Source organism: Bacillus songklensis (assembly GCF_042649685.1).
Lineage (GTDB): Bacteria > Bacillota > Bacilli > Bacillales > Bacillaceae_H > Bacillus_BA > Bacillus_BA songklensis.
In genome coordinates, this window is sequence record NZ_JBHRZT010000004.1 from 1 (window position 1) to 12704 (window position 12704).

The window sequence follows — 12704 nt, forward strand, 5'->3', positions numbered from 1 at the left end:
AGATGTATTCGTACACTTCAGTGCTATTCAAGGTGATGGCTTCAAATCATTAGACGAAGGTCAAAAAGTTACTTTTGATGTTGAACAAGGTCAACGTGGACCACAAGCTACTAACGTTCGCAAAGCATAATTAAAAGTGATTGTAAAAAAAAGACTCCCATGTGGGGCCATAGCCATCAACTTAAGGAAATGTATAAAATAGAGAAATTGGGACATCCTTCCATGCAGTACTGCATGGAAGGATGTCCCAATTTCTGTCTACAAACAAGTCCACATTGGTTGAAGAGTTACACATGCTTGGTGAAGAATTCCGAAGTAAATTCTCTGTTCATCATCTACAAGAACTTGCGTATCAAACAGGTATGATCCAACGAAAACGAAAATTTCAGGCACAGGACCTTGTATCGCTTTGTGTGTTTCTCGGTCAGACAATAAGCTCTGAGTCTTTGGCTTGCCTTTGTACAAGACTGAATGAGGCTACAGGTATCTGCATATCAGCCGAAGCACTCAATAAACGTTGGAATGAGCGAACTGTTCAATTTCTTAAAGAACTCTTTCTTCATGCCTTCCGGCAAAAGATATGCCCCATTACATCGTTATCTAGCCGTTTTACACGCATCCGCATTTTAGACTCAACCTCCTTTCAGCTTCCTTCTTCCTATGCTTCAACCTACAGAGGAAGTGGCGGGGGCAGCTCTGAATCAGGAGTAAAAATTCAACTGGAATATGACCTTCTGTCTGGAGAGTTTATGGAGCTTGAGGTGGACCATGGAGTCAGCAGCGATGCAAAATATGGACAAAAGCGGACAAAGACACTGGAAGCTGGAGACCTCGCACTCCGCGACCTTGGCTATCACTATATTGGCGATTTGGAGCACATCACAGAAAGTGAGGCCTACTATATATCAAGAATTCGTTGGAACACACAAGTGTATCAAAAAGAGGAAGACGGAAGTTGGACTCTATTGAATATAGAAGCACTAACAAAGGACTTACAAGAGGGAGAAACTCTAGAGTTGCCAGAGGTGTATATCGGATTGGAGTACAAGCACCGAACAAGGTTGATTCTGTATCGCCTCACACAGGACGAGTGGGATAAGCGTTTGGCACACCACAAGAAGATGAAAAAGAAGATGCCGAAGGCTGCGAGCAGGGTCAATCTCTTAGTTACAAACACCTCTCCGGAGAAGTTACCAGCTACAGAGGTATATGCCTTCTACTCTTTGCGATGGCAGGTTGAAGTTCTCTTTAAAACGTGGAAATCTGTCTTTCGGATTCACGCTATCAAACCTATGAAGTTAGAGCGGTTTCAATGTCATTTGTATGGACAGCTCTTACGCTTATGTCTGGTGGCAAGCACCACATACCAGATGCGAAGACTTTTGTGGGAGAAGCACCAGAAGGAAACGAGCGAGTTCAAATGTGCCTATATGGTGCAAATATATCTAGTAAGAATACACACCGTACTATTCTGTACCTTTCAACATCCTGTTTCAGTGCTTAGCAGGCTCTTTCAAGATGTAAGTAAGAATGGGAAGAAAGCACGGCGGTATCAAAAAGCAACACCGTTTGAAATCCTAGGCTTAATAGAAAAATCAACGGCTCAACTCCCTATTGCGCATAAAATATGCGACAGAAGGAAGTTGTATTTGAGTATGCCCAAAATGTAGAGTTTTACTCAAATTTTTTTAAAAAAGTGCACCCGATGCCTGCGGCATCGGGTGCACCATGCTAAAGTTGATAGCGATGGCCGTTAAAGGCTGCTATCCGCTTTTGCTTTTAGGTTTTCGTTAACAAAATAATGTCAGACTGATAATGCTTCCATTTGAATTCTACTGGCTTTTTCATACCGATACACATCCTTTTTTAGACTGATAGTATCAGTATGTCCAAGATTTAGAGATTACTTGCAATTATCTTGAAGTTTTTGCACCAGAACCCTTACCTGATCGTCATCGAATAGAGAATGATAGAGATGGACTTGAAAGAGAAGTACTATATGGCATAGTGAATTTTTCTCTATTAGAAGGGGCACTAAAACTTTGTAGCGATGAACTACGTTATTTCTATCCGTGCGAGCAATCCTTTCATTATATCTATCCATTTCTAAACAAGCATGGCGATTTGTTCAACTAGACAGTATTCCATCTCTTTAAACCATTCTCCTCTAAACAAAGGAAAACTCCCTATCAACAAAGATCGGGAGTTCCCTCAATGGAATGAGGTAACATTCATAAATAAAGGGGTAGTTAACTGTACCCTTGATTAGAAGGTTTTAAACTATTTCTCTGCTAGAGAATTAAATATTGATGAATGACTGCCGATATATAGAATGGGAATGAAATCATGAAAACTTTATCTCCTTAGAGCCGCATCATAAAAAGAGAGCGTGTCTGTACGAAGGACGTACAGGGCGTTCTTTTTTTGTTTCCATAAGGACTTGCTCGTGATGCCAGGCATCAAAAAAAAAGAATGTTAAAAAGCGATCCCGCAAAGACTAACGATAAATGGTTGCTCTCACCGACAACCTTACTTTACCTAAATACATATATAAAAAAAAAAGAGTACCTCGATAGAGGACATATTCACTTGTGTTTACCGCTTATCTCCGCTTCTCCCGCTTTTTTGGTGTTCCCACACCTTTTGGTGCTCCTGACGAACCCCCTTGAACAGCCTCTTTGCTCTTTGTTTAGTCTGGGCAGTTTGTTTTGGAATCGTGGCTTACGCCCCAGTGGGATAGGCCCGAAGGGAGAAGAAGAGAGAAAGAAAAAAGAAAGAAAGAAACGAAGAAAAGAAAGGGGAAGGGAAGGGGGAAATGAAGAGAGAAAAAGGGGAGCTAACAGCATGGGTAAAATTTCAAAAGAGAGAGAAAGGGAGAAAAAAGGAGACTACTTATTAAAGAGTCTTCTATCGAGGTCTTTGTTTGTGCTAAAATAGAGAGAAAGACGGTTGGTAAGGAGGGATTGTCACGTGTCTTATACAACATTAGGATTAAGTCATAAAGATTTCTTTCACCTCGTGTTATATCATGCACTCAGCCAGGAACCTCAGACTGCTGCTACGATTTATCAATCCATCAAAGAAAGCTTCCCTTTTAAAGTGCATAGCCGGTCCTATTTTTATACAACGGTAAAGAATCGATTACAGGAAGGGTATCTCTCCTCTTCTTCCGAGGGACGATCACAGATTTTATCCTTAACTTCTAAAGGCAAGGAACACTATGAACATTATCAAAAACACTACCGCGACAAGTTTGAAAGAGTCAAAGAGATCATCGATCGCTTTGTGTTTGATTTAACCGGCTCAGGTCAGAATCCACCGGTGGAAGCTCCACTCCCGGAAGGATATAGAAGATTCTTTAGCAAACTTGTATCAGTTAAGGATCTAGTGCGGTACGTTGCCTTACAGGAAATGTTTCGTCATCAGGAAGTGATCATGTCAGATGTAGGGGAGCTCTTAGAGAAAAAATTCGGATGGGTAGCCAGTAACAGCTATTTGTACGATGTTGCCCATGAAATGGCGAAGGGTGGCCTCATATACGGAGATTGGCGTGGAGAACGTCGTTCCAAACGATATTACAGACTGACGGATGAAGGAGTGAAACACTTTAAACAGATTGCCGACTCAGCGGCTTCCACGACTCAAAACATACAGCATTTTTTACAGCATATCTTGCAATTATTGCAACAATAATTTTATCTTTAATTATCTGTTTCATCTCTCTTATCATTGGTCTTCAGCCTTCACATACTTGAAGTGAAGGTCTTCTCAGCTAATAAAGATAAAAAATACCTTTCAAATCCTCATCACGGGAAATAACATTATAATAAAGTTTGTCGACAAAAGGGGTTCGGAATGGTCTCATTCCGAACCCCTTTTGGACTTTTGGTTGGATTTGAGGCTATTTAAGAAAATGACAGACCTTTGAACATTTATTTGAACTCTAACATCACTCATGCGAGTGATATCAAGCAAATAGAAGTTGAAAATAAAATGCTAAAAGAGGAAAACAATGATCTGCGGGATAAGCTTAAAAACGTATTGCCATCGACACAAGAACAGCAAAGACAAGACTATTTATCCTTAGTAAAAACCTTTATGAATGTCTCTTTTTATAAAACAAAAGAAGGGTACGAAGAGCGAAGGAAACAGGCCAAAGAGATTATGAGTGAAGAATTGTTTCAACAATTTTATCCAACTCCAAACTATGAATATGGAGAAGGACTTAGCTCAAAACCTACCGATATGAAACTCTATTTACATTCACATGCTCCAACGAATGACACGCTAGAAGTCATCGTGGAATTTACAAACAATGTGACGGATAAAAAGCAAAATAAAACCGATACAACAAGAAAGCTTATCAAAGTGACGACGCAAAAAGCAAATGAAAAATGGCAGGTTACAACAATTGATGAATTGAATGTAGAACTTCTCTAACATTCAAAAAAGAGGTGAGGCCAAAATGAAAATCTCTAACGAGATCAATTTAAGAAGAAAAAAATCGTGGATATACTCTTCCATCATTATGTTTATGTTTATTGTTTTTTTCTCTTTTACCACATCTAAAATTTACATGGAAACAGATGAAAAGTTGTACCATACAAAGTTAAAACAACCTATCTCCTTAACGTCAACAAGTTCTCTCATCATTGAGAATAGGGAGTACAATCCAAAGCACGATTACATGGAAATTATGTTGAAGATCGATGATGAAGAGGAAGAGCATAAAATTCGATTCCCCGGTGAAGCAATTGCTCACATCTGTAAGGAACATAAGGAAGGTAAAAGTAATGCATGGTCACTTAAATATATCTCAGAAGTGGTGACAAAAAATATTCAGGAGGTGTTTAAAGATGAGTTAACCAAAATACGTCTTGGAGCAAATAGTGCTGATAAAAATACGCAAATTCTGATTGAGTTAATGAACGGTCTTTTCTTCCATTACTCCATTAATGGCCTTATCACAACAAGCATTCAAGAAATGGATGGTGTGACAACGGCTAAAGAAGAAGTGAAAAAGCGTATTGCTCATCAAAGACAGAAAAGAATAGATTAGGAGGCATCCCGAAACAAGGAAGGAAGAAAAATGGATACGATTGTGGACGTCCAGCTTGTAGATTAATGGATATAATTGTAGCCATAACATTTTTGCCTCATGGTTCAAAGATATGGAATGAGGTAAAATGCTATGGCTACTGTTTTGATTGGAACCGCATATAAAAATTAGTCATACGTGATTAATTAACTTCTACAATTTTTGATAAACGGATAGACAAGATGTTTTCCTGTTGATCTTTTAAAAAGAGGGTCTGTTCTGCTAAATTAAGACTTTGGATACGTCCCTTACACTTATGGAGCACTCCATCTTTATAATAATTAATTGTAATTAAGCCTGTTTTGATTAATTGTTTTAGAATCATTTGGTTCTCTCCTAATCTTTTAATATTATTTAATTAGAATCACAAAAAGGGTTCCTTAAATTAAGTATACCAGCAGATTAGTGAGCGATTACATTTGCTTTATGACACCTTTGTGAAATTTTGAACAAAACAAATGGTGAAAAATAATCTTTTCGTAAAATCCCTGTTTGACGAAAAGGGGAAGTGAAGTCTAAATTTCCAATTATGCGTATAATCTTGTTTATACGAACACTTCATTAAATAAAATAATATGATATAATTTAAGTGCATCAAATCTTAATTATACCTCATTGGAGTGATAATAATGGCCCTTGAAAATGCTGAAAAGTTAATAACAGATTTTCTCATTAATAAAGTAACTCCATATGTCATTTATTTATTTGGTTCACAGGCTACCAAGCACATACATAACGAAAGTGATTTTGATATTGCATATCTAAGTAAACAAAAATTAAATCATTATGAACGATTCATGCTAGCGCAAGAACTCGCTGCAAAACTGAATCGAGACGTAGATTTAATCGACCTTGAACAAGCTTCAACCGTTTTCCAAGCTCAGGTTATAAATAGAGGAAAAATCCTACTTTGCTCCAATGAAAATGAAAGAGCTCTATTTGAAATGCGAACGTTGAAAAACTATGCCAGGTTAAATGAAGAGCGGCAAGATGTCTTAAAAAATATCACAGAAAGAGGTCGAGTATATGAAGAATGACATCATTTTAAACAAAGTTAGCACGATTGAGCGTTGTATAAAGAGAATTAACGAAGAATATGATAACAACCCCTTAAATCTGGAGAATTACACAAAACAAGATTCCATTATTCTCAATATCCAACGTGCATGTGAAGCAAGTATTGATATTGCTATGCATGTAGTTGCTGAAAAGAAATTGGGTATTCCCCAAACAAGCCGTGACGCTTTTGAGTTTCTTGCAAAAAACAACATAATTACAGATGCCCTCTCCTTCCGAATGAAAGCTATGGTAGGGTTTCGTAATATTGCTGTACATGATTACCAAGAAATTAATCTAGACATTGTTAAAGTAATCATTGAGAAGCATTTAGACGACTATAAGGAATTCACTAAACAAATACTCTCATATGGTGATTAACAATAATTTTATTATGTAAACTTGTTCGTATAAATTGGATTATACGCATAATTCAACAAAATATGCAGCTTCATTTTAAAAAGATTTTTTGCACTGTCAAAATAGCTATGATGAAAGAAAAGGTGAGGTCTTTGAGAAAATCAATTCTATTATCTGTGATTTTCTCTCAAGGGATGTTCCTTTTGTTCTATCCCCTTTTTTCAAATTTATTTTCCTATTTACATCCCATTGTATTAGTCGTCGTTTGGGCTTGCCTGACGGTACTTGTTTTTTTCGTAGTGTTTTGGATAAGAAAAGATATCTTTTCTATTCCTTATTCTCTTTTTTTAAGTTTGCTTATTCTTTACACGATCAGTCTCTTGGTTCTTCTCTTTTTTCGACCGAATGATCAAAGTTATACTGCCTGGAATCTCGAACCGTTTTCAACTATCCTGTACTACCTTTTAGGAAAGGTGACACCTCTTATTGCCTTTTACAATCTAGTTGCAAATATCGGTTTGTTTATTCCGTATGGTATTTTTCTCATGATACGAAAAGAAAGTCCTTCTTCACGTGTCATACAACTTTTTTATGGCCCGCTTTTTTTTATTTCGCTAATCGAATTAACACAGTTTTTAACTCACCGTGGAAGTCTGGATATTGATGATCTAATTCTCAATATGTCTGGAGTTTGCCTTGGTTATCTCTTGTTTCCTCTATTTAAACGCGTAGTTCATATTATATGAGGTTAGCATTTTATTTATAGGAACATCAACATGGAGATAAAATCCGTTTCTTCAAGGAAGTGAAAACAATGAATACGAAACAACATGAACAACATAAACAAAGATTAGAACTCCTTTTAAAAGAAATGCCGAGTTATGTAGTGGACTATACACATGCCAATCGGAACTTATCCCCCACTACCCTTTTAAATTATGTGCATGACTTTAAACTCTTTTTTGAATGGCTCCTTTCTGAAGGAATCATACAAGCTGAACAGATTAAGGATATTCCCCTTTCGGCGCTTGAAAACTTAAAAAAGAAGGAAGTGGAGTACTTTGTTGACCATTTAACTGAGCATAAAGTGAATGTAACAAAAAACATGACCAAAACGCCTGAAAAAGCAAGTGTCAATCGGAGAATATCGGCTCTAAAGTCTCTCTTTAACTTCCTTACAACAGAGCCTTTTCACGATAATGAAGAGCCCTATTTTCACCGAAATGTAATGGCCGGCATTAAGATACATAAGAATAAAGCTACGCTGAATGCCCGAGCTGCAGCCATCTCCGCTAAGATTCTTCACAACGATGATGATGTAGAATTTTTACGGTTTGTCGCCGAAGAGTACATTCATACCCTTCCAGAAGAGTCCAAGAAACGGGCATATTTTAAACGTGATAAAGAGCGGGATTTAGCTATTCTGAGCCTCTTTTTAGGAAGTGGGTTACGTGTGAACGAGTTGGCCAATATTCGTTTAAAGGATATTGATTGGCGCGCTCGTACGATCGCTGTCACACGCAAAGGAAACAAACAAGATATAATTCCGGTATCCCAGGAAGCCATAGACGATGTAGTAAGCTATTTAAAGGTACGTAATGAGCGGTACGGCGGAACGGATAACGAATATGAATACCTCTTCTTGGTGAAATACAACAAGGAGTCTATTGCCCTTTCAGTTCGTTCTATTCAATCCTTAGTGAAAAAATATACATCTGCCTTTAATAAATCCATGAGTCCACATAAGCTTAGACATACGTTTGCTACTAAGCATTATGAAACGAATAAAGATCCAGTAGCTCTCATGAACCAACTGGGGCACACTTCTTCAGATACAACAATCTTATACACAAATCCCCAGCTTAAGAAAGCGAAAGAAGCAATTGATCGTATGAGTAATCGTTGATTGCATTAAGTTTTTGACTTTACACAGTTTAGTAAATAAGTCATTATATGATCAATTGTGAGAAGACCTTCACCTCAAAGTTTTACTTAGGGGAAGCGTCCAGTCACTTCGTTAATAGTAGAAAGAGAGAGGATTCTGTCCCCTCTCTTTTTTGTTGTTAGTTGCATTCATATAAGAGTCAACGTTATAATAAATATAGAAAATACGTACAAAATAAGTAAGGAGAATCAGCTGGAACTGATTCTCCTGTACACAGCTACCTGCAAGAAGTGCAGTGGCCCTTATTTAGAGAAGAAGAAATAACCCTACCCTAAAGTTTGGCGACCGCAGGGTGGGTTATTTCTTTGTGTATAGAGAAATAACAACCATGATCACTGATACGATTAAAGCTGCGAAGCTTATCATTATGTTTAGTGATTCGTATACAGTCATCAGCGACCACCCTGTCAAGGTAGCGGTGAGGTTGATTGTTTTAAATTAATATTAGTTTTGTTACACACTCCATATGCATCGTGTAAGGAAACATATCGACAGCCTGTACTTCTTCTAAGATCTAATCTTCGTCCTTTACATCCAAATCTTCTGGTATTGGCTCATTGAGTACTTCTTCCACTAATTTTTTGTATAAATAATAGCTTCCATCTAAAAATTGTCTTGATTCCACAGCATACCAATCTCCTGTTCTCTTTGTAAGACCTTTTCCAGATACCGCTCGGTTGTTCTTCGATCTTGGTGGCCTAATTCCTTTTGAATCAGGAAGATGTCAGCTCCCTGTTGACGGCTGTAAATGGCATAAAAATGCCGAAAAAAGTGTGGGGTAACCTTTTCTTTTCTTTGCTTCAGGAATGGTAAATCGGTCCTTTCAATCGCACGAATAATCAAATTACTCAAATTCTTATACGTATAGTGGTCCCCTTCTCTGTTGGGGAACAGCGGACCGTTGTCATCTGGATTCATCTCAATACTTACTCGACGCCGTTCTCTATATTTAATAATACGTTCAAACAAAACAGGGTGTATGTATTTATCAAACGGTTTATCCCGTTTCCCTACCCCTTTTAACCGATAATGGCCCGATAGCGGGTCAAGGTAAAGGTCTCTCCATTTTGCCTCCGCCACTTCCCGCACACGTAACCCCGTCATGGCCAGCATCGTCAACAAAGCATGATGAATCGGGTGATCCTGATAATAGTCCAGTAGTTGCTTGACCTCATGATAATAAAGGTCCCGATTCGGAATATCCTCTCCCGATAGGGAAGTACCGAGGAACTCTTCATGCAAAGGAAAGTCGATGTGTTTCGAAGTATACAACCATTTAAGAAAGCTCTTCAAAATGGTAAGTTTTCCATCTAAGGTAGCAGCTGTATATGGTTTTCCTCCCTTACCCAAAGGGGCCGTCTGTAAATACTCCTGATAATGTCGGATATGCCAAGGCCGAAGATTCTTTAACAAAGAATCTTCGGTATAATCCTTTACATCTTCCTTTAAAAATTGTCTACTCTCTGCTGCATACCGATAAAACTGCAGCAGGTTCCGGAGATATTCAACCTTCGTATTATGTTTCCGATCCCGGTTCTGGCGTATATGCTTACGCTGATGGACGTAATAATACATCATTTCTACATCGGTGAATCCTTCAAACTTTCGGCGATCCAATCTACTGTTTTGTTCGATTTGTTTCTCAAGAGCGGGATAGTACTCCCCTTGACTCAATTTATGTATAATCTGAGGCAGCATGTTTGGTTGTTGAAGGTCTGTCAGATGTAGATTTCTTACGGTTACCTTATTCATTCCATCTTCCTCCTCTCCTTTGGTAAAAGGGTAATCTTTCTCTTTCAATCCTAGTTTCTTCTATTATATATGTCGTGATATGCTGATTCTCAAATCTTCTTGTGGGGCAGATTTCCTCTTCTATTGAATAACACTTCTTTCCTCTTTCCATATGGTCATGTTAAACGCGCTTCCTGCTCCATTGACTAGCTTTTTTCAAGGGAAGAAATGATAGTGAGTAACTGCGGATGACTCCTTTTCCTTATTGTTCTTCTACTTAATGTAAAATGAACAAATAGATCAAAAGAAGATTACTTCCTTTCTTTTTTAATAAAGTTACTTACTAAACTAACGATGGTCCTTATTTTTATTTTAATCTTAATGATGTAAGTAAGAAAGTAAGTAACAAAAGAAAGTTTATATAATATACCTTTATTAAAATAATTTAGAATAAGGATAATGGATTATTTTATTTTAATTTCTCATCTTTAAATAAAGTGAACAATCGTAGAAAAATATCCCATTTGTCTACAATTACTTAAAAGATTGAACCTTTTATTTTTATAAATAAGTTGTAAACAATTAAGTTGCACTTTAATTAATTATGTCACTTTTTAATAATTAAAAATGCTATAATGAATATAATTCATATGCAATCAGTAAAGGAGTTTTGTTCATTATGGAAATAACGAAACAAATCATCAGTTTACGTGAAGTAATGGAATTATTGAATATATCCGCCCCTCAAACCGTTTATAATTACATAAATCAACAAAAATTAACTCCTATTAACAAAGACGACTGGCACATTGAAGGCCGGTATGAATTTGACCTGGAAGATGTTTTGCGATTGAAAGAAGAATTAACGGCACCCGGACTGACGACAAGTGAAGCAGCTAAAGAATTAGGGGTGAGCCAGCAAACGGTAAACAAATACATAAAACAAAAAGTGCTTCCCGCTTTCCAGGCGGAATATCGGGGAATTCGTTATAACTTCATCCATCGCGAGGACTTGGAACAGTTCAAGGAAACTCATGAAATCGGCAGAAAACCCAGCAAAAAACACTTCTATCACTCAGAGAAGAACATTGGCTTATTTCAACTCTTTGTCAATAAAAAGGAGGATAAGGAACGTTTAGCCCGTATTGTATCTGTGGAAGAAGAGATTATGGCGGTCACAGAGGAGCATGAAGAATTAACGCTGGAACAACTTTTAGAAAAGGGATACGAGCCCGCTTATACGATTGAATCAAAAAAAGCGATCACAAAGGAAGGCTACGCGGTGTTTAAATTTAAACAAACAGCTTATGCTAAATCTTCTATATATAAGTTGATTGATCTATTTTATCAATGCCTCAGCCCCGTTAACATGCGCATTGAATTGCAGAAAGACCAGGAACAATATCTGGTTGAAGTAAAGCCTGCTTTAATTGAAGAATCGTCCTCTGAGTTATTTGAACTGCTTCAATCTATTTTGGTATCCGGAAAGCTCAATAAACGTAATCGTGGTATCTACATTGACAGTGATCTTGAAGTCATTCGTATGAAAGTTACAAGCGAACTGAAGGAAAGACTAGAGGAAAAAAGAAAAGAGTTAGGCAAAGGGAGCATTGAAGAATTGTTGTTGTTTGCTGCTGAAAAGTTATGATTGTTATTATAAATTCAGATTAAAGAAGAACCAATCAATTTAACTGTATAAAAATAACACAAAAAAGCAGTGTGATTTCGTTTGTGAAATCCACTGCTTTTATAGTTTCATTTTGAACTGCAGGCACTGCCAAAGGGAACGGTCTTACTCGAATAAGTTGGAATAAAGATGTAGAAAATATATACAAGGATTTAGAGGCAACTCTAGAATGACAGCACACTTCAAATGCTTAAATTATTTAAGCAAACCAGCGAGAAATCTAAACCAGAACAGTACCTTTTAGCTTATAAAAAAAGCAGCTTGCTTTAATCGCAAACTGCTGATCAGATGACCCGTACGGGATTCGAACCCGTGTTACCGCCGTGAAAGGGCGGTGTCTTAACCGCTTGACCAACGGGCCGTGGCAGAGAAGAAGGGATTCGAACCCTCGCGCCGCGTTAGCGACCTACTCCCTTAGCAGGGGAGCCCCTTGAGCCACTTGGGTACTTCTCTGTATGGCTCCACAGGCAGGATTCGAACCTACGACCGATCGGTTAACAGCCGATTGCTCTACCACTGAGCTACTGTGGAATATCATGGGCCTAAATGGACTCGAACCATGGACCTCACGCTTATCAGCGTGCGCTCTATCCAGCTGAGCTAAAGGTCCTCTTTGATTTCATTTCTATAAAGTGACGACGGAGAGATTCGAACTCCCGACCGACGGCTTAGAAGGCCGTTGCTCTATCCAGCTGAGCTACGTCGCCGTAATCCTGTTGTATGGAAATGGTGGAGCCTAGCGGGATCGAACCGCTGACCTCCTGCGTGCAAAGCAGGCGCTCTCCCAGCTGAGCTAAGGCCCCATGATTATTTAATGAATGGTCGGG

General features: G+C 38.1%; 13 protein-coding genes, 5 tRNA genes and 1 pseudogene. 10 read left to right on the forward strand and 9 right to left on the reverse strand.

The genetic code is table 11. The features are described 5' to 3' along the window. The 5 genes from ACFOU2_RS00200 to ACFOU2_RS00220 all read left to right on the forward strand — a co-directional run. The coding region (locus ACFOU2_RS00200; protein WP_377911146.1) for a cold-shock protein at positions 1-130 on the forward strand (130 nt) is incomplete at its 5' end. Between the two features lie 112 nt (positions 131-242). Further along, positions 243-1670 (forward strand): IS4 family transposase, encoded by a 1428-nt coding sequence (locus tag ACFOU2_RS00205; RefSeq protein WP_377911126.1) that lies wholly within the window; start codon positions 243-245, stop codon positions 1668-1670. A 1300-nt stretch (positions 1671-2970) separates the two neighbouring features. Next, complete coding sequence (locus ACFOU2_RS00210) at positions 2971-3693, forward strand: PadR family transcriptional regulator (protein ID WP_377911128.1); 723 nt, start codon at positions 2971-2973, stop codon at positions 3691-3693. A gap of 300 nt (positions 3694-3993) precedes the next feature. Next, entirely contained in the window at positions 3994-4440 is a 447-nt protein-coding gene (locus ACFOU2_RS00215; protein ID WP_377911130.1) for a MerR family transcriptional regulator, read from the forward strand. Positions 4441-4696: 256 nt separating this feature from the next. After that, positions 4697-5059, forward strand: coding sequence for a hypothetical protein (locus tag ACFOU2_RS00220; RefSeq protein ID WP_377911148.1), 363 nt, complete (start codon positions 4697-4699; stop codon positions 5057-5059). A 181-nt stretch (positions 5060-5240) separates the two neighbouring features. Here the strand turns inward: ACFOU2_RS00220 and ACFOU2_RS00225 are convergent, their stop codons facing one another. Then, on the reverse strand, positions 5241-5423 hold the full coding sequence (locus ACFOU2_RS00225; protein WP_377911132.1) for a YolD-like family protein: 183 nt from the start codon (positions 5421-5423) through the stop codon (positions 5241-5243). A gap of 304 nt (positions 5424-5727) precedes the next feature. Here ACFOU2_RS00225 and mntA point away from each other — a divergent pair, with 304 nt between their 5' ends. From mntA to xerS, 4 genes are all read left to right on the forward strand, one after another. Continuing rightward, positions 5728-6135 (forward strand): type VII toxin-antitoxin system MntA family adenylyltransferase antitoxin, encoded by a 408-nt coding sequence (mntA, locus tag ACFOU2_RS00230; RefSeq protein WP_377911134.1) that lies wholly within the window; start codon positions 5728-5730, stop codon positions 6133-6135. Next, positions 6125-6535, forward strand: coding sequence for a type VII toxin-antitoxin system HepT family RNase toxin (hepT, locus tag ACFOU2_RS00235; RefSeq protein ID WP_377911136.1), 411 nt, complete (start codon positions 6125-6127; stop codon positions 6533-6535). The genes mntA and hepT overlap by 11 nt, the downstream gene beginning before the upstream one ends. A gap of 173 nt (positions 6536-6708) precedes the next feature. Next, complete coding sequence (locus ACFOU2_RS00240; RefSeq protein WP_377911150.1) at positions 6709-7260, forward strand: VanZ family protein; 552 nt, start codon at positions 6709-6711, stop codon at positions 7258-7260. Between the two features lie 68 nt (positions 7261-7328). Continuing rightward, the gene (xerS, locus tag ACFOU2_RS00245) at positions 7329-8420 is read left to right on the forward strand and encodes a tyrosine recombinase XerS (protein WP_377911138.1); all 1092 of its coding nucleotides are present in this window, start codon (positions 7329-7331) and stop codon (positions 8418-8420) included. Positions 8421-8756: 336 nt separating this feature from the next. Here xerS and ACFOU2_RS00250 read toward each other — a convergent pair whose 3' ends face one another. The 3 genes and pseudogenes from ACFOU2_RS00250 to ACFOU2_RS00260 form a co-directional block, all read right to left on the reverse strand. After that, positions 8757-8852 carry a putative holin-like toxin gene (locus tag ACFOU2_RS00250; RefSeq protein WP_377911140.1) on the reverse strand — a complete coding sequence of 32 codons (96 nt, stop codon included), beginning with the start codon at positions 8850-8852 and terminating at the stop codon, positions 8757-8759. Between the two features lie 121 nt (positions 8853-8973). Next, positions 8974-9048 (reverse strand): annotated as a pseudogene (locus ACFOU2_RS00255) (hypothetical protein); the annotation flags it as partial. A 14-nt stretch (positions 9049-9062) separates the two neighbouring features. Then, entirely contained in the window at positions 9063-10211 is a 1149-nt protein-coding gene (locus tag ACFOU2_RS00260; protein ID WP_377911142.1) for a tyrosine-type recombinase/integrase, read from the reverse strand. 658 nt (positions 10212-10869) lie between these two features. Here ACFOU2_RS00260 and ACFOU2_RS00265 point away from each other — a divergent pair. Then, complete coding sequence (locus ACFOU2_RS00265) at positions 10870-11838, forward strand: helix-turn-helix domain-containing protein (protein WP_377911144.1); 969 nt, start codon at positions 10870-10872, stop codon at positions 11836-11838. Positions 11839-12166: 328 nt separating this feature from the next. Here ACFOU2_RS00265 and ACFOU2_RS00270 read toward each other — a convergent pair. From ACFOU2_RS00270 to ACFOU2_RS00290, 5 genes are all read right to left on the reverse strand, one after another. After that, positions 12167-12238: transfer RNA gene (locus tag ACFOU2_RS00270), tRNA-Glu, on the reverse strand. Between the two features lies 1 nt (position 12239). Beyond that, a tRNA-Ser gene (locus tag ACFOU2_RS00275) sits at positions 12240-12330 on the reverse strand. Between the two features lie 3 nt (positions 12331-12333). Next, positions 12334-12408: transfer RNA gene (locus tag ACFOU2_RS00280), tRNA-Asn, on the reverse strand. A 102-nt stretch (positions 12409-12510) separates the two neighbouring features. After that, a tRNA-Arg gene (locus tag ACFOU2_RS00285) sits at positions 12511-12584 on the reverse strand. A 20-nt stretch (positions 12585-12604) separates the two neighbouring features. Then, positions 12605-12680, reverse strand: a tRNA-Ala gene (locus tag ACFOU2_RS00290). Positions 12681-12704: the final 24 nt, after the last annotated feature.